Source organism: uncultured Ferrimonas sp. (assembly GCF_947489035.1).
Taxonomy (GTDB): domain Bacteria; phylum Pseudomonadota; class Gammaproteobacteria; order Enterobacterales; family Shewanellaceae; genus Ferrimonas.
In genome coordinates this window covers 12276-29126 of sequence record NZ_CANLCI010000036.1, presented here as the reverse complement: position 1 = coordinate 29126, position 16851 = coordinate 12276, and the positions used below count along the sequence as shown (strand labels likewise).

The following is a 16851-nucleotide window of genomic DNA, read 5'->3' as shown; positions in this document are numbered from 1 at the left end:
AGACAGTCAACATCAAGTACCGCAATCGCAGTCGTGGCCCCATTGCGCATGTTGTGGTGGACGCCACAGGGCTGAAAATGTTTGGTGAAGGGGAGTGGAAAATGCGTAAGCACGGCAAGGAAAAGCGCCGTACCTGGCGCAAACTCCATGTGGCTGTGGATGCCGCGACCCACGAGGTAATTACAGCCGAAGTGAGCGTGGTAAGTGTTGCGGATAACGAAGTGCTACCAACCTTGCTCAACCCACTAAGGCGCAAGTTAAAACAACTTTCAGCAGACGGTGCTTACGACACCAAAGCCTGCCATCGGCTGTTGCGAAAAAAGGGCACGAAAGCCTCAATTCCACCGCGAGTAAATGCAGGTTTCTGGGAAGATGGTCACCCGCGGAACGAAGCAGTTTCCGCGCTGAAAGATGGCAAGCTAAAAGAGTGGAAGGAGGACGTTGGCTATCACCAACGCTCGCTGTCAGAAACGGCGATGTATCGTTATAAGCAGCTGATTAGCCCGGCCTTGAGTTCACGTGATTACAATGCGCAGGTCGGTGAAGCACTGGCTGGCGTAAAGGCGATGAACAAAGTCATAGGGCTAGGTATGCCTATTCGTCAGCAAGTTGCATAATCAGCCAAGCTCTTTGATATAGCTGTGTTTTCTGGTTTGATTTGATCAACAACGCCGTGCTAAAGGTAAGGCGTCTTTGCAACAGTCGATTTTAGGACTAAAAGGGAACGCTGATGTTTATGTGCAAGAAGATAAAGGAATGGAAGCGTATTCGCTATATAACGTTATTGTTCAAACCCCTGAATTAGATAAAAGATACAGGTTGTAACTTCGGTAGAATAAATACCTAACAGGGCGCTATGTTTCTCAATTACCAAACAACACCCCCGATAAAATAGGGCTTTAAACAATATATGAACATCAAAGACTCACCAGCATTACTTCTTATTTTCACAGGTCTATTTTTAGGTCTCACTTTTCCATTTGGAAAACTCGCGGCTGAAGCTTCAATTTCTCCCATAGTTTGGGCTTGGTTAATCTCATTCGGAAGTGGAATAATATTACTTATTAGTCAATTCTTAAGGGGCAGAAAAGTATGTTGTAATATAATTTTTATAAAATATTATTTTTGGTCATCGTTGTTTTCATTTGCAGTGCCAAATATATTAATATTCACCGTAATTCCTAAGTTAGGTTCTGGCTTTACTGGAATTTTATTCACTTTGTCTCCAATATTTACTCTTGCTCTTTCTTCCATAAAAAAAGTGGCGTTACCAAACCGGCTAGGAACAATTGGCATTCTAATTGGTTTTATCGGTGCTGTAATTGTCACTTTAACGAGAGGAGAAGTAAGCCAGCCCGCTTCAACTATATGGTTAATAGCAGGTTTGTGTATCCCTTTATCATTAGCGGTAGGTAATTTGTATCGTACTGTAGGCTGGCCAGAAGGCGCTGACCCAATTGAGCTGGCGGTTGGTAGTAATTTATCTGCAGCCATTTTGCTTTTTTCTTTGCTGATTTTTTCAGGCCAAGCTGTTTTGACGCTTGATCTTTTATCAATCAAGAGTCTCGCCATCTTTCAAGTTATAGGCTCAGTTGCTATGTTCAGTATTTTTTTCCGTTTGCAACAAATCGGTGGCCCTACCTATTTGAGCCAAATTGGATATATTGCAGCGGGTGTGGCTTTATTCTCAGGCACAGTATTTATGAATGAGCAGTATTCATTGATTACATGGTTCGGTGCAATTGTAATAATTTTCGGCATTATTCTTAGTATACTTGGACAGAAGGATCCGATTGAATCTGCTTTAGAATCAAACAAAACCTAAAAAATCAAGTTCGTTCCGCTGCTATGCAGCTCCACCGGACGCAGCCTGCGGCGAGGACGCTTATTTAGATATTAGGTAACCAATCGAATTATGCATTCACCCTTAGATAACTTTGGCTCATTTTACGTCTTTTTAGAGGCTATTGATTAAGACGTTAACGAAGGGTCGTTATAGGTTGAAGTTTCCTGTGAAAAACTAACTCATGAAGTTATGATGCTAAATATAAATCAGGTGATAAAGATAGAATCGTAAAAATATTAGATGATTGCCGCAAATAATAACTGACAAAAATAATCCTCGTTAATGAATCGCCTCTATTATCACACTTAAAGAGTGATGCAGAATCATTTTTGCATATCGAAAGTTCTAAAATGTATGTTATTGCTGCATCAAGTAAAGGGTTGTTAGTTCTGAGCCTCCAGAAGTAAGGGCTGTAGCAAACGTTACCTAACCAGTCATTTCAGCAGGGAAAAATGCTACTGATGAAGTTGTTGCGTCACTTATAACCGAGTAAGCGTATTGTCGTAGTCAACTAAATTCTAAGTTCTTTGGAAAACTCAGACATAAAAATCGGCCGCAACTAAGGTTACGACCGATTATGACGTCCTGTAAGGATCGTTCAATTAGCAAAAACGATCGGCATTAAGCCGTAGCTTGGATCTTTTGTTCTACCCTGCGTCCATTGTTAATTGAGCGGCTTAACTTCGACAACCGCGTTGTTAACATCATTAGTTAACACTCGAACAAATGGCCGTTGGGTTTGCAGCAACGGTACATCAAGCCCTTTAACTTTGATCGAAGCCCACACCACGTAATCGGCGTTGTTGTTATAACGCTCTTTCGGGGTTGAGAGAAAAAATGGCACCGGCAATTTGGCGACTTCAAACTCTTTACGCATCAAAATGGCGCCGCGTTCATTCGCGTCGATCACGGCAACGGTAACGCTGCTGCCCTGCGGCAATAGGGTTTTCTCTTTAAAGGTTACTACACCACTTAATTGTACGTACTCCACCTCATCCAACTGCGGGGTATCACTCACACAGGCCGCTAATGGCAACAGTAACAGGGCGGCAAATAGGGTACGACGCTTCATAGGGTGATCCTTCAACTAAGACAATGGCGGTATGATAGCACCGCCATCAGCAAAGTTTGCGTTTATGCCCGCACGGAGCGCAGGGATGAATGAGCAGCAAAATAGGCGCGGGTATCAGCCACGATTTCATGGCGCAGCCACAACAGCGCAATCAAGTTAGGGATGGCCATTAGCCCGTTCACCACATCCGCCAGCAACCAGATCAAATCCAATTGCAGCAAACCACCCACGGCCACCAAGGCCACAAACACCATGCGATACGGTAGACGATACTTTTCACCCGCTAAAAACAGCACTGCACGTTCACCGTAGTAGCACCAGCCAAGGATGGTGGTAAAGGCGAAAAACAGCAGGGCAATGGTGATCACTTTACTGCCCACTAGGGTGGATAACCCATCGCTCATCGCTTGTGACGTCATCGCTGCACCGGCGGCATCCCCTTGCCATGCTCCGGTGATCACCAAAGCCAGCCCGGTTAGGCTGCAGATGATCAGCGTATCGAAGAAGGGGCCGGTCATCGATACCAGTCCCTGTTCGACCGGTGATTTGGTTTTGGCTGAGGCCGCGGCCATGGGCGCACTGCCCAGCCCAGCTTCGTTAGAAAACACACCACGGGCGATCCCGAACTGGATTGCCATCATCACCGTCGCTCCAGCAAAACCGCCACCGGCCGCAACAGGGTTAAAGGCACTGTGGAGGATCAAGCCTAATGCAGCAGGTACCGCATCGGCGTTAGTCAGCACCAAGGCACTGCACACCATGATGTAGCCAATCGCCATGGTCGGCACCAACGCCGTTGCCACCCGGGCAATGCGTTTAATGCCGCCCAACACAACCGCTGCCACCAATACCGTTAGGATGATCATCGACAGTTGCCGTGGCACGTTCAACGCCAGTTCGGCGCCATCAACAATGGCGTTTACTTGGGGAAAGGTGCCGATACCAAAAAAGGCCACCAGCAGGGTAAATGCCGCAAACACTTTGGCCAGCCACGCTTTGCCTAGACCGTCGGCAATGTAATACATCGGCCCACCCACTTGCTCACCACGACTGTCGGTGCGGCGGTATTTCACCGCCAGCATGCATTCGGCGTATTTGGTGGCCATGCCAAACAGACCCGCCAGCCACATCCAAAACAGGGCGCCGGGGCCACCCAGTTTAACGGCGGTAGCTACGCCAACAATGTTGCCAGTACCAATGGTGGCAGCCAAAGCAGTACACAGGGCGCTAAAGCGCGAGACATCGCCGGCGCTGTCATCACGGCGAAACATCAGCCGCAGAGCCAATGGCAATCTGTGCAACTGCATTACGCCAAGTTGTACGGTGAAATAAAGGCCCGTGCCCACCAAAAGCAACAACAGTGGTGGACCCCAAACCCAGCTAGAGAGGGTAGATAGAACAGATTCGATGGTAAACATGTGGTGGTTTCCTCATAAAAACAACATGAGGAGAAACCATGACGGACCAAGCTGTTGTGTCATCACGACATCACCAGCCCGTTTCAGCAAAGCAGGGGCGCAGAAGATAACTCTACTCTCTGTCCTTTGTGCCTGAGCGTTTCACGGCAAAGCCGCTTGCGCCTTCGGCGTCCAAGTCAATGGAACTCTCCAGAGGCTCGTCCAGTACCAGTCCTTATCGGCAGTTGCCGACACCTGAAAGATTTACTTCTTCGGTGGGCCCTAAGGTGGGCCGCTCTCCTGAATACCTTCATCCGAGGTGCGTTGTGTTAACCACAACGCCCATTCACCTTAACAAACTAAAAAAGCGACCGTTACGGTCGCTTTTAGAGGTAGATCACAATTTAAAACCCGCTGCTGTTATTTTGCGCGCGAGCGCATCAGCCCTTCTTGCACCGCGCTGGCAACCAAGTGCCCTTCGGTATCAAAAATTTGACCACGAACCAAACCACGCGCGTTGCCGGTGCTTGGGCAATCAATGCTGAACAGCAGCCACTCGTTTAAGTTCACCTTACGATGAAACCACATGGAGTGATCAATCGTGGCGAGCTTCATGTTGGCATTGAACATGGTGCGCCCGTGGGGCTTTAACGCGCTGGTTAAAAAGTTAAAGTCGGAAGCGTACGAGAGCAAAAACTGATGCAGGTGATCGTCGTCAGCCACGTTGCCGGTCGCCCGCATCCAAATGTTGCGGGTGTGGCTGCAATCGGTGGCACGCTGGGCTGCGTCTTCGGCCACGCGCAGTTCAATCGCTTGGTTTGGCAAGTAGCGTTCGCGCAGTTGCTGTGGCAATTTATCGCCCAATTCAAGCGCCAGTTCATGCTCGCTTTTAAACTCTTCTGGCGGCGCCACTTGTGGCATCGTCACTTGGTGTTCAAGCCCTGGTTCTTCCCCTTGGAACGACGCCGTCATAAAGAAGATTGGGCGGCCATGCTGGATGGCACTGACACGGCGGGCACTGAAACTGCCGCCATCGCGCAAGGTTTCAACGTCGTAGATCACCGGCAGGCTGAGATCGCCAGCACGCAAAAAGTAGGAGTGGTACGAGTGTACATGCCGCCCTTCTGGCACCGTGGCTTGGGCGGCGGCTAATGCCTGCCCCAGCACTTGACCACCAAACAGGTGACCAAAGCCCAGATCTTGGCTTTCACCTCGGTATAAGCCATCGTCTAACTGCTCTAAGGTCAGCAGATTTACCAATTTATCGAGTACGGCAGACATTCAGTAACTTCTCGTATAGCCAACAAACAAGAGGATTACGCTACTGTGCCACACCGAAAATTGCCAGCGTTTATGATCGCTTCAGCATCAATAACTTAAGAATGTGTCGCATCCGGCTTTCAAAGCTTTGGAACACCTGTGTTTTGGGGGCATGGCTGAGATTACCCAGTAAGCGCGCCACCGCCTGTGGCCGCTGATCGTTCAGATCTAACGTTGCGCCTTCGCTTTCCATCGGCTCAATCAGCGAATAATAACCGCCGCCCACCGACACGGTTAAGCCGTTAGGGGCATTGCTGGCCAGCAGCCACAATACCGCGGGTGCCACCAGATCTGGGGTCATGCTTTGGTAATCGTACGGCCATTCCAGTTGTTCGCTCATGCGCGAAAAATTGGCGGGCACAATCACGTTCACTTTGACATTGCTGTCGGCCAGTTCGCGGCTTAAGCAGCGCACAAAACCCATGTTGGCCGCGGCAGAGGCGGCGTAGCCCATCAGCCGTGCTTCACCATAAATTGGCGACAAACCACCGGTGACCACAATCCGGCCTTGATCCACCTGCTGCATTTTAGGCAGCACCTGCTGCACCAGCGCCACGGTGGCATAGTGGTTTACGTTCATCTGTTGCTGATACAGCTCCAGCCCCTGCTGCACTCCGTCTTGCGGCAACATAATGCCCGCGTTGCAGATCAGCCCATCGATGCGGCCGAACTCGGCATAGGTTGCGTCAACCAGTTGCGCCATCGCCGCTTGATCGGTCACATCAATGCAGTGGCCAATCACTTCGGCGCCCATGTCCCGCGCCACCTCTTTCAATTCGGTAATGTAATCCGAGTCTGTGCCCTCGCCCATCACATCACAGCCGTTATCTACGGCAATCACCGTTGCGCCTCGCGCTGCTAACGCCAAAGTATAAGCTCGGCCAAGGCCCCGTCCTGCTCCGGTGATCATCACTACTTGATTATCGAAGTTATACATCCCTGCACCAACACCGTGTTTAAAGTCATCTACACCAATCATGGCATTTATTGTTAAGCCAGTACCGTGATCTGGCCTCGATAACATGGCAAAAGTGTGAATGATAAACGAAACACGAGTTGCAAACAGTCGCCCATCTGACGTTGTTCCAAGCCCAATTCGGCAGCGGTTGCTTCTTAACCAACCTTCGTGACTCGGATCAGCGCCACAGTCGCGCCAAGTTAGGTACAATGGCCGTCGAAACAATAATTTTTTGTGATTCTGACATGACTCTACATTCTTGGCTGTTGGCGATCCGGCCACGCACCCTACCGGCCGCCATTGGCCCGTTGCTGCTGGGCAATGTGCTGGCATTGGTCGACGGCACCTTTAGCGCCTTGGTTGGTGCCTGTTCAATGCTGTGTGGCGTGTTGCTGCAGATCGGCGTGAATCTGGCCAACGACTATTTCGATTTTAAAAGCGGCGTGGATACCGATGAACGCTTAGGCCCAGTGCGTGTAACCCAATCGGGCTTGCTTAGCCCCACTGCGGTGCGTAATGGCATGGTGTTGTCGCTGCTGTTGGCCATCGCCGTCGGCTTGTACCTTATCTATGTGGGCGGCGCCGTTGTGGCGGGGTTGGCGGTGTTCGCCGTGCTTGGGGCACTGTGTTACTCCGGTGGCCCCTACCCACTGGCTTCCCACGGCTTAGGCGAAGTGGCGGCGTTTGTGTTCTTTGGCTTGGTGGCCGTTGTCGGCAGTTACTACACCCAAGTGCAAGACACTACCGTTACCGTTTGGCTGTTGGCCAGCACCATGGGGCTGTTTAATTCGGCCATTATGTTGGTTAACAACACCCGCGACATCTCTACCGACAGCAAAGCCGGCAAGCGCACCTTGGCGGTACGGTTGGGGCAGCAGCAATCCCGATTGCTGTACAGCACCCTGTTGGCGCTGCCGTATTTAACCATCATGCTGATGTTCCTACTGGGGCAGTTACCGGGGCTGGTGGTGTTGCTGGGCTTTATCTCGGTGCCGATGGCACGGGTCTTGGCCAAAGAGTTTGTGCAAACCGAAGGCGCGGCGCTGAACCCGCTGCTGGGGCGTACCGCCAAGCTCACCATGGTCTACAGCGTGCTGTTATCACTGGGGTTGCCGCTGTCGCAGTTGGCCTAACGCGCCGGTGGCACCACGCCAACGCCCAAGCAAAACGCCACCGCGATGTCGGTGGCGTTTTACTTTGCCCAAAAAGCAGCGCGCTCAGGCTGTGTGATTCGTGCTGGCCTTGTTCCAGCCACACCACGCCGCACCAACCCTAAGCGGGCTCCACGCTGTTACGGCAATAACCAAGGCGCTGCAGTGCTTGCTCAATCAAGCCTAACGCGGTGGGATCTTCAATGGTGGCCGGCATGTTATAGGGCTGGTTGTCGGCCATTTTTCGCATGGTGGCGCGCAAGATTTTGCCAGACCGAGTTTTCGGCAGCTTCTCGACCACCGTAACCAGCTTAAAGGCCGCCACGGGCCCCACTTCGGTTCGCACCAACTGCACCAACTCTTGCTGCAGTTGCTCGCTGTCGCGCTGCCCTTTCTTCAGCACCACCAACCCCAGTGGCACCTGCCCTTTCAGTTTGTCGGCCACCCCAATCACCGCCACTTCGGCCACTTGTGGGTGCTGCGCTAACACCTCTTCAAACCGCCCCGTGGATAAACGGTGCCCAGCCACATTGATGATGTCGTCCATGCGGCTCATCACATACAGGTAGCCGTCCTCATCCAGATAACCGGCATCGCCACTTAAATAGTACCCAGGATAATGGCTTAAATAGCTGTCGTGAAAACGCTGAGGATCGCCCCACAAGGTGGTTAAGGTGCCCGGTGGCAGCGGCAATTTCAGGGCAATGGCACCGCTTTGGTTGGCCGCCACCGCCACCCCAGCTTCATCCAACACCTCAACCTGATAGCCTGGCACCGCCAGCGCCGGAGAGCCCGGTTTGATTGGCAGAGGCTCAACCCCCAGCAAGTTGGCGCAAATGGCCCAGCCGGTTTCGGTTTGCCACCAATGATCCACCACCGGCACCCCAAGGGCACTGCTCGACCAATACAGGGTGTCGGGATCGCAGCGTTCTCCAGCCAAATACAGCGCCTTCAGGCTGCTTAAATCATAACTTTTGATGCCACTGGCGTGGGGATCGTCACGCTTAATCGCCCGCATCGCCGTGGGCGCGGTAAAGAAGCTATTGACCTTGTAGCGTTCAATTACGCGACCAAAGGCCCCCGCATCGGGTGTGCCCACAGGCTTGCCTTCGTACAGCACCGTACTGGCTCCCACCAGTAATGGCCCATAAACAATGTACGAATGGCCCACCACCCAGCCCACGTCCGACGCCGCCCAAAACACATCACCGGCGTTGATGTTGTAGATCGCCTGCATTGACCACGCCAACGCCACCGCGTGGCCGCCGTTATCGCGCACCACCCCTTTGGGGCTGCCGGTAGTGCCAGAGGTATACAGAATGTACAGCGGATCGGTGGCGCTCAGTGGCACACAGGGCGCATCGGCGGCCTGTTGCTGCGCTTCCCCCCAATCTAAATCACGCCCCGGCGTGAGCGAGGCCACCACCTGCGGCCGCTGCAGAATCAAACAACGGGGCACCGCATGGCGCGCCTGTTGCAACGCCGCATCCAGCAGCGGTTTGTAAGGCACAGGGCCGGAAGGTTCAATGCCGCAAGAGGCGCTCAGCACCAGCTTGGGCTTAGCGTCATCAATGCGGCTGGCCAACTCTGGCGCCGCAAAGCCGCCAAACACCACCGAATGAATGGCGCCAATGCGGGCACAGGCCAGCATCGCTACCACGGTTTCCACCACCATCGGCATGTAGATCACCACCCGATCGCCCTTCACCACCCCTTGCTGTTGCATCGCCCCAGCCAAACGCGCCACCAGCTGTTGCAGCTCGGCGTAATTGACGTCGTAGGCTTGGCCCGTAACAGGGCTGCTGTAATGAATGGCCACTTGGCTGCCGCGACCAGCCTCAACATGGCGGTCAACGGCGTTGTAACAAGTGTTTAACCTACCGTCGCTAAACCAACGGTACAGTGGTGCATTACTGCTATCGAGGATCTGTTGCGGTGCCTGCTGCCAATCCAGCAAGTGTGAGTGTTGTTGCCAAAACCCTTCAGGGTCTTGCTGCGCCTGGGTTTGCAGCGCTTTGGTTAACTGAACCACGATCCATGCTCCCTTCTTTGCGGTGGATGCCCATTACTAGCATTCGCGCAAAAAATCGCCCATTAGACCATCGGCTAGCCGCTTGCCGTGCCACAGATCCGATCAGACCCCTTCCACTTTCGCCTAGTTTACCTTTACGTAAAGGTACGGTAGGTTAATAACATGTAACAACTCACGGATGCGGTTATATGCAAACTACTGAAACGACTTATTCGATCAGCGATCTGTCAAAAGAGTTCGACATCACCACCCGCAGCATTCGCTTCTACGAAGATCAAGGCTTACTCAAGCCCCGTCGACGTGGGCAAACGCGAATTTATAACCTGCAAGATCGGGTGCGATTAAAGCTGATCTTACGTGGCAAACGGTTGGGCTTTTCCTTGGCGGAAACTGGCCGCCTGTTTGATCTGTACGACGCCGACCGTTCCAGCCGCACGCAACTGCACACCATGTTGCAGCTGGTTGAAGAGAAGAAAGCCGATCTGCAACAGCAGATGGACGACATTCGCATCATCATGATGGAGCTTAACTCCGCCGAAACTCAGTGCTTGGAAGCGCTGAAACAGACGCCCTAACCCTAAGGACTGCCCCCAATGGAACTGTATCTCAACACCTTCAATTTTGGCCTGAGTGAAACCAGCAACATGCTTCGCGACGCCGTGCGCGAGTTTGCGCAAGCGGAGATCGCCCCGCTGGCCGCCAGCATTGATCATGACAACGCCTTCCCCAATGAACTGTGGCCGAAACTGGGGGCCATGGGCCTGCTGGGGATCACCGTAGAAGAACAGTACGGCGGCGCTGGCATGGGTTACATCGACCACGTTATCGCACTGGAAGAGATCTCTCGCGCCAGTGCCTCGGTGGGGTTGTCTTACGGCGCGCACTCCAACCTGTGTGTTAACCAAATTCACCGCAACGGCAGCCACGAACAAAAACTGAAATACCTGCCGAAGTTGGTGTCTGGCGAGCACGTAGGCGCCCTCGCCATGAGCGAGCCCAACGCCGGTTCTGATGTGATGTCGATGAAACTGACCGCCCGTCGCGATGGCAACGATTACATCTTGAACGGCAACAAGATGTGGATCACCAACGGCCCCGACGCCAACGTCTTCGTGATCTACGCCAAAACCGATTTGAACGGCGGCAGCCGCGGGGTCAGCGCCTTTATCGTTGAACGTGGCACCCCAGGATTCAGCCAAGCGCAGAAGCTGGATAAGCTGGGCATGCGGGGCTCCAACACCTGTGAGCTGGTGTTTGAAGACGCCCGCGTACCGGCAGCAAACCTGCTGGGCAACGAAGGCGACGGCGCCAAAGTGCTGATGAGCGGCCTCGACTACGAACGGGTGGTGCTGTCTGGCGGGCCGCTGGGGATCATGGCCGCCTGTGTCGATAACGTGATGCCGTACATCGCCCAGCGCCAGCAGTTTGGCAAAGCCATTGGCGAATTCCAGCTGGTGCAAGGAAAAATGGCCGACATGTACACCCGCGCTAACGCCGCCCGCGCTTATGTCTACGCGGTTGCGGCCGCCTGCGATCGCGGCGAAACCACCCGCAAAGAATCCGCGGGCGCCATCCTCTACAGCGCCGAACTGGCCACCCAACTGGCGCTGGATGCCATCCAACTGCTGGGCGGCAACGGCTACATCAACGAATACCACACCGGTCGCTTACTGCGTGACGCCAAGCTGTACGAAATTGGCGCAGGCACCAGCGAAATTCGCCGCTGGCTGATTGGCCGCGAACTGATGGCCGAGATGAAGTAGAGGCTGACATGACCATACTGCAATCAAGCATCAACCCAAGCGACAGCGAATTTCACGCCCGCCAGCACGCCATGAGCGACGTAGTGGCGGATCTGAAACAGAAACTGGAACAGATCCTGCCCGGCGGCAACGAAAAATCCCGCGAACGCCACACCAGTCGCGGCAAGCTGCTGCCCCGCCAGCGGGTAGAGCAACTGCTGGATCCCGGCGCGCCGTTTTTGGAGATCGGCCAGTTTGCCGGTTACGAATGTTACGACGACGTGGTGCCTGCCGCCGGCGTTATTGCGGGCATCGGCAAGATCAACGGCATCGACTGCATGGTTGTCGCCAACGACGCCACCGTCAAAGGCGGTACCTACTACCCGCTGACCGTGAAAAAACACCTGCGAGCGCAAGAGATCGCCCAGCGTTGTCACCTGCCGTGCGTCTACTTAGTGGACTCCGGCGGTGCCTTCTTGCCACGCCAAGATGAAGTGTTCCCGGATCGCGATCACTTCGGTCGCATCTTCTTCAACCAAGCGCAGATGTCGGCCGCGGGCATTCCGCAAATCGCCGTAGTGATGGGGTTGTGTACCGCTGGGGGCGCCTACGTGCCCGCCATGGCCGACGAATCGATCATCGTCAAAAACCAAGCCACCATCTTCTTGGCAGGGCCACCGTTGGTGAAAGCCGCCACCGGTGAGCAGATCAGCGCCGAAGAACTCGGCGGCGGTGCCGTGCACACCGAGATCTCCGGCGTGGCCGATCATCTGGCCGACAACGACAGCCACGCGCTGCAGCTGGCACGCCAAGCGGTATCGCGCCTGAATCATCAAAGCGCCGCACCACTGCCGCGAATTGACGTGAAGCCGCCCAAATTCAGCGCCGACGAGCTGTACGGCATTGTTGGCACCAACTTGAAGCAGCCATTTGATGTGCGCGAAGTGATCGCCCGCTTGGTGGATAACTCCGATTTCGACGAGTTTAAAGCCCGCTTTGGCGCCACCTTGGTGTGTGGCTTTGCCCACCTGCACGGCTACCCCGTTGGCATCATCGCCAACAACGGCATTCTGTTTTCGGAATCGTCGCAAAAAGGCGCGCACTTTATCGAACTGTGCTGCCAGCGCGGCATTCCGCTGCTGTTTTTGCAGAACATCACCGGCTTTATGGTGGGGCAGAAGTACGAACACGAAGGCATCGCCAAACACGGCGCCAAGCTGGTGATGGCCGTCTCCTGCGCCAAGGTGCCTAAGTTCACCGTGGTGATTGGCGGCAGTTACGGCGCCGGCAACTACGGCATGTGTGGCCGCGCCTACGATCCCACCATGATGTGGAGCTGGCCCAACGCGCGGATCTCAGTGATGGGCGGCGAACAAGCGGCGGCGGTACTGGCTCAGGTGAAAACCGATCAGCTAGAGAAACGCGGCGAAAGCTGGAGCGACGCCGAACAAGCGCAGTTTAAAGCGCCGATTGTTGATCAGTACGAACGCCAAGGGCACCCGTACTACGCCTCCGCCCGCTTGTGGGACGACGGCATCATCGATCCAGCGCAAACCCGCGACGTACTTGGGGTCGCACTGGAAGCGGCACTTAACGCCCCTATCGAGCCGACCTCGTTCGGCGTGTTCAGGATGTAACGCCATGGAATTTTCCACCATTAAGCTGCGTCGCCAGCACGGCATTGGCCGCATTACGTTAGCCCGTGCCGACAAACACAACGCCTTTAACGCGCAGATGATCGCCGAACTCATCCACGCCCTAACCCAGTGCCAGCAAGATCACAGCCTACGCATGTTGCTGCTCGACGCCGAAGGCAAGCACTTCTGCGCCGGTGCCGATCTGGGCTGGATGAAACAACAAGCGCAGATGGACGCCGCCGCCAATGTGGCCGACGCCAACCAACTGGCGCAGCTGTTTCATGCCCTTGATACGCTGCCGATCCCCGTGGTGATGCTGGTGCAAGGGGCCGCCTTTGGCGGCGCTCTGGGGCTGGTGGCTTGCGCCGACATTGTGCTGGCCAACCACCGCGCCAAGTTCTGCTTATCGGAAGTAAAACTGGGCTTGATCCCCGCCACCATCAGCCCCTACGTCGGCCGCGCCATTGGCCAACGGCAACTGCGCCGTTACGCCTTAAGCGCCGAGCTGATCAGCGCCGAACAAGCACTGCAACTGGGGTTAGTTCACCAACTGCACGACGATCTTAACGACGCCGGCGAACAGATGCTGAAGCAGCTGCAAGGCAACGGCCCCCAAGCCCTCCGCGCCTGTAAATCGCTGCTGGATCGGATTGAATGCGCGCCACTGGATGACGAGTTGCGCCGCGACACCGCCGAACGCATCGCCACCATTCGAGTCAGCGACGAAGGCCAACACGGCCTAAGCGCCTTTTTCAACAAACAACCACCACGCTGGCAGGGAGCCTAGCCATGAGCCAAATGCAAACGCACACCAAGGCACTGACCAAAGTGCTGGTGGCCAACCGTGGCGAAATTGCCTGTCGGGTAATGGCCACCTGTCGCCAATTAGGGATCGCCACCGTGGCGGTTTATTCCGATGCCGATCGCCACGCCCAGCATGTGCTGCAAGCGGATCAGGCGTTTCACATCGGCGCCGCCGAAGCCAAACACTCCTACTTGGATTTCGATAAAATTTTGGCCGTTGCCACACAAGCGGGCTGTGACGGCATCCACCCCGGTTACGGTTTTTTGTCGGAAAACCCTGATTTTGCCCGCGCCTGTGGTGAACACGGCATCGCCTTTATCGGCCCCAGCGCCCATGCCATCGAACAGATGGGCAGCAAAAGCGCCGCCAAGATCATCATGGCCGACGCCGCCGTACCGATGCTGCCGGGCTACCACGGCGACGATCAATCCGACGCGGTGCTGACCGCCGAAGCGGAAAAAATTGGTTACCCGCTGCTGGTGAAAGCCGCCTTTGGTGGCGGCGGCAAAGGGATGCGCATCGTTGAACACAAAGACGAACTGCAAAACGCCCTCGACAGCGCCCGCCGCGAAGCGCAATCGGCCTTTGGTAACCCGCAACTGCTGCTGGAACGCTACCTGATCCGCGCCCGCCACGTTGAAGTACAGGTGTTTGCCGATAACCACGGCAACGCCGTGTACCTGTCGGATCGCGATTGTTCGCTGCAACGTCGCCACCAAAAAGTGGTTGAAGAAGCGCCCGCACCTGGGGTTTCTGATGAACTGCGCGTGCAGATGGGCGAAGCCTCGGTGCGCGCTGCCCAAGCCATTAACTACAGCGGCGCCGGTACGGTGGAATACCTGTTGGATGAACAGGGTCGTTTCTACTTTATGGAGATGAACACCCGCCTGCAGGTGGAACACCCCGTCACCGAACTGGTGACCGGCCAAGACTTGGTGGCCTGGCAGCTGAGTGTCGCCGCCGGAAACCCACTGCCGCTGCGCCAACCGCAGATCCAGGTGCAGGGGCACGCCTTTGAAGTGCGGCTGTACGCCGAGGATCCCCAGCGGGAATTTATGCCGGCCACAGGCACCATTAAAAAGCTGCGCTGGCCAAACGGCGAAGGGATGCGGGTGGATACGGGCGTGGCCCAAGGTGACACCATTACCGCCTACTACGATCCGATGCTGGCCAAGCTGATCTGCTACGGCGACAACCGCAGCCAAGCTCTGGCACGCATGGGGCAGATGCTGGCCGACACCCAGTTACTGGGGTTAAGCCACAACCTGCCCTACTTGGCCAAGGTGATCCGCCACCCACAATTTGCCGCCGCCGAGCTGGATACCGGCTTCTTAGGCCGTTACCAAACCGAACTGCTGGCGGGCAGCGATCACAGCTTAGCCGCCAGCATCGCAGGGTTAATGCAGCTGCAACAGCAGCCCGGCGGGATCAACCCCGGCTGGCGCTTAAACGCTCCGGCCACGGTGCGGTTGGAGTTTAGCGACAACCACGGCGAGCATCATTTGGTTGAGCTTACCCATCAACAGGGCGAACGCTGGATGGATGGCCACGGCCGCGTGCTGCAACTGATGGTGGATCAACACCAACTGGAGCTCGAGCACAACGGTCAGATCAGCCGCTTTGGCTACCACGCCGACGAACACAGCATCAGCCTGCAACTGAGCGACGGCGCCTTAGAACTGAGCCGCTACCAGCATCAAGCGGAAGCCGACGGCAGCGCCGGAGCCAAAGCCCTGCAAGCGCCGATGAACGGCACCTTCATCTCCAATCTGGTGCAGGTGGGCGATCAAGTCAGCGCCGGCCAAGCGCTGGTGGTGATGGAAGCGATGAAGATGGAATACACCATCAAGGCGCCCAGCGACAGCGTGGTGATCAAGCTGCCGTTTGCCAGCGGCGACTTGATCAGCGACGGCACCGCGCTGATTGAACTGGAGGCCAGCGAATGAGACCGCAACGGGTACAAATTGTCGAGATGGGCCCCCGTGATGGCCTGCAAAACGAGCCCAAAGCCAGCCTTGAGGATCGCATCGCCTTGGTCAACGCCTTAGGCGACAGCGGCTTAAACCACATCGAAACCGGCAGCTTTGTCTCGCCCAAGTGGGTGCCGCAGATGGCCGATGCCGATCAACTGTTTGCACGGATCCAGCGCCACGATGGGGTGGTCTATTCCGCCCTAACCCCCAACCTGAAAGGCTTTGAAGCGGCCATTGCCGCCGGTGCCGATCAGGTGGCGGTGTTTGCCTCGGCCTCCGAGAGTTTCAGCCAGAAAAACATCAACTGTTCGATCATCGAATCGATTGAGCGGTTTGTGCCGATCATGACCGCCGCACGGGAGCGCGGCATCAAGGTGCGCGGCTACGTGTCTTGCACCTTGGGCTGCCCCTATGAAGGCGCGATTGCCCCCGCTAAAGTGGCCGAAGTGGCCAAGGTGTTGTTTGAGTCCGGCTGCTACGAGATCTCCTTAGGCGACACCATTGGCACCGGCACCCCAGACAAAGCGGTGGCGATGGTGGAAGCGGTGGCCGCGCAAGTGCCCATTGGCGCACTGGCGCTGCACTTTCACGACACCTACGGCCAAGCACTGGCCAACGTTGCCGCCTGTTTGGAGCTGGGCGTAGCAACGGTCGACAGCGCCGTGGCCGGTTTGGGCGGCTGCCCCTACGCCACTGGCGCCAGCGGCAACTTGGCCACCGAAGACTTGGTCTACATGCTCAACGGCATGGGCTTAAGCCACGGCGTGGATCTCGACAAATTGGTGCAGGTGGGCAACCACATCAGCCAGCGCCTTGGCCGCAGCAACGGCTCGAAAGTGGGCTTGGCCTTAGCCAACCGCAGCGGCCAATAGCGCGCGGACACACGTCGCTTCACCGCCGCGCGCCGCAGTAAGGCGG

13 protein-coding genes, 1 pseudogene and 1 riboswitch are annotated in these 16851 nt (G+C 55.5%); of the genes and pseudogenes, 9 read left to right on the top strand and 5 right to left on the bottom strand.

Features of this window, described 5'->3' with window-relative positions:
- Positions 1–617 (top strand): IS5 family transposase (locus tag Q0796_RS16865; protein WP_298445312.1); only part of this gene is annotated, 617 nt, incomplete at its 5' end.
- A 293-nt stretch (positions 618–910) separates the two neighbouring features.
- A complete protein-coding gene (locus tag Q0796_RS16860) occupies positions 911–1825 on the top strand; it encodes a DMT family transporter (protein ID WP_298445310.1) in 915 nt (304 codons plus the stop codon).
- A 685-nt stretch (positions 1826–2510) separates the two neighbouring features.
- Here the strand turns inward: Q0796_RS16860 and Q0796_RS16855 are convergent.
- The 4 genes from Q0796_RS16855 to Q0796_RS16840 form a co-directional block, all read right to left on the bottom strand.
- On the bottom strand, positions 2511–2918 hold the full coding sequence (locus Q0796_RS16855; protein ID WP_298445308.1) for a YbaY family lipoprotein: 408 nt from the start codon (positions 2916–2918) through the stop codon (positions 2511–2513).
- A 62-nt stretch (positions 2919–2980) separates the two neighbouring features.
- Positions 2981–4336: a sodium:alanine symporter family protein gene (locus Q0796_RS16850; protein ID WP_298445306.1), complete on the bottom strand. Its 1356-nt coding sequence runs from the start codon at positions 4334–4336 to the stop codon at positions 2981–2983.
- Positions 4337–4445: 109 nt separating this feature from the next.
- A riboswitch (glycine riboswitch) is annotated at positions 4446–4539 on the bottom strand.
- A gap of 196 nt (positions 4540–4735) precedes the next feature.
- The gene (locus Q0796_RS16845; RefSeq protein WP_298445304.1) at positions 4736–5596 is read right to left on the bottom strand and encodes an acyl-CoA thioesterase domain-containing protein; all 861 of its coding nucleotides are present in this window, start codon (positions 5594–5596) and stop codon (positions 4736–4738) included.
- 70 nt (positions 5597–5666) lie between these two features.
- Positions 5667–6572 carry an SDR family NAD(P)-dependent oxidoreductase gene (locus Q0796_RS16840; protein ID WP_298445302.1) on the bottom strand — a complete coding sequence of 302 codons (906 nt, stop codon included), beginning with the start codon at positions 6570–6572 and terminating at the stop codon, positions 5667–5669.
- A gap of 266 nt (positions 6573–6838) precedes the next feature.
- Here Q0796_RS16840 and Q0796_RS16835 point away from each other — a divergent pair, with 266 nt between their 5' ends.
- A complete protein-coding gene (locus Q0796_RS16835; protein WP_298445299.1) occupies positions 6839–7726 on the top strand; it encodes a 1,4-dihydroxy-2-naphthoate polyprenyltransferase in 888 nt (295 codons plus the stop codon).
- 139 nt (positions 7727–7865) lie between these two features.
- Here Q0796_RS16835 and Q0796_RS16830 read toward each other — a convergent pair.
- Positions 7866–9782 (bottom strand): annotated as a pseudogene (locus Q0796_RS16830) (propionyl-CoA synthetase); the annotation flags it as partial.
- Positions 9783–9964: 182 nt separating this feature from the next.
- Between Q0796_RS16830 and Q0796_RS16825 the strand changes: the two are divergent.
- The 6 genes from Q0796_RS16825 to Q0796_RS16800 are packed head-to-tail and all read left to right on the top strand — an operon-like array spanning position 9965 to position 16805.
- Entirely contained in the window at positions 9965–10351 is a 387-nt protein-coding gene (locus tag Q0796_RS16825) for a MerR family DNA-binding transcriptional regulator (RefSeq protein ID WP_298445297.1), read from the top strand.
- 18 nt (positions 10352–10369) lie between these two features.
- A complete protein-coding gene (locus Q0796_RS16820) occupies positions 10370–11539 on the top strand; it encodes an isovaleryl-CoA dehydrogenase (RefSeq protein ID WP_298445295.1) in 1170 nt (389 codons plus the stop codon).
- An 8-nt stretch (positions 11540–11547) separates the two neighbouring features.
- Entirely contained in the window at positions 11548–13155 is a 1608-nt protein-coding gene (locus Q0796_RS16815) for a carboxyl transferase domain-containing protein (RefSeq protein ID WP_298445292.1), read from the top strand.
- Between the two features lie 4 nt (positions 13156–13159).
- Positions 13160–13942 (top strand): enoyl-CoA hydratase-related protein, encoded by a 783-nt coding sequence (locus Q0796_RS16810; protein WP_298445288.1) that lies wholly within the window; start codon positions 13160–13162, stop codon positions 13940–13942.
- An 11-nt stretch (positions 13943–13953) separates the two neighbouring features.
- Complete coding sequence (locus Q0796_RS16805; protein ID WP_298445313.1) at positions 13954–15906, top strand: acetyl/propionyl/methylcrotonyl-CoA carboxylase subunit alpha; 1953 nt, start codon at positions 13954–13956, stop codon at positions 15904–15906.
- Positions 15903–16805 carry a hydroxymethylglutaryl-CoA lyase gene (locus tag Q0796_RS16800; protein ID WP_298445285.1) on the top strand — a complete coding sequence of 301 codons (903 nt, stop codon included), beginning with the start codon at positions 15903–15905 and terminating at the stop codon, positions 16803–16805. The genes Q0796_RS16805 and Q0796_RS16800 overlap by 4 nt, the downstream gene beginning before the upstream one ends.
- Positions 16806–16851: the final 46 nt, after the last annotated feature.

What these genes read in the sequence shown, in the direction of transcription:
- Q0796_RS16800 (WP_298445285.1), top strand. Translation starts at nt 15,903, where the DNA reads ATGAGACCGCAACGGGTACAAATTGTCGAGATGGGCCCCCGTGATGGC.
- Q0796_RS16815 (WP_298445292.1), top strand. Translation starts at nt 11,548, where the DNA reads ATGACCATACTGCAATCAAGCATCAACCCAAGCGACAGCGAATTTCAC.
- Q0796_RS16810 (WP_298445288.1), top strand. Translation starts at nt 13,160, where the DNA reads ATGGAATTTTCCACCATTAAGCTGCGTCGCCAGCACGGCATTGGCCGC.
- Q0796_RS16805 (WP_298445313.1), top strand. Translation starts at nt 13,954, where the DNA reads ATGCAAACGCACACCAAGGCACTGACCAAAGTGCTGGTGGCCAACCGT.
- Q0796_RS16845 (WP_298445304.1), bottom strand. Translation starts at nt 5,596, where the DNA reads ATGTCTGCCGTACTCGATAAATTGGTAAATCTGCTGACCTTAGAGCAG.
- Q0796_RS16840 (WP_298445302.1), bottom strand. Translation starts at nt 6,572, where the DNA reads ATGTATAACTTCGATAATCAAGTAGTGATGATCACCGGAGCAGGACGG.
- Q0796_RS16850 (WP_298445306.1), bottom strand. Translation starts at nt 4,336, where the DNA reads ATGTTTACCATCGAATCTGTTCTATCTACCCTCTCTAGCTGGGTTTGG.
- Q0796_RS16855 (WP_298445308.1), bottom strand. Translation starts at nt 2,918, where the DNA reads ATGAAGCGTCGTACCCTATTTGCCGCCCTGTTACTGTTGCCATTAGCG.
- Q0796_RS16820 (WP_298445295.1), top strand. Translation starts at nt 10,370, where the DNA reads ATGGAACTGTATCTCAACACCTTCAATTTTGGCCTGAGTGAAACCAGC.
- Q0796_RS16860 (WP_298445310.1), top strand. Translation starts at nt 911, where the DNA reads ATGAACATCAAAGACTCACCAGCATTACTTCTTATTTTCACAGGTCTA.
- Q0796_RS16825 (WP_298445297.1), top strand. Translation starts at nt 9,965, where the DNA reads ATGCAAACTACTGAAACGACTTATTCGATCAGCGATCTGTCAAAAGAG.
- Q0796_RS16835 (WP_298445299.1), top strand. Translation starts at nt 6,839, where the DNA reads ATGACTCTACATTCTTGGCTGTTGGCGATCCGGCCACGCACCCTACCG.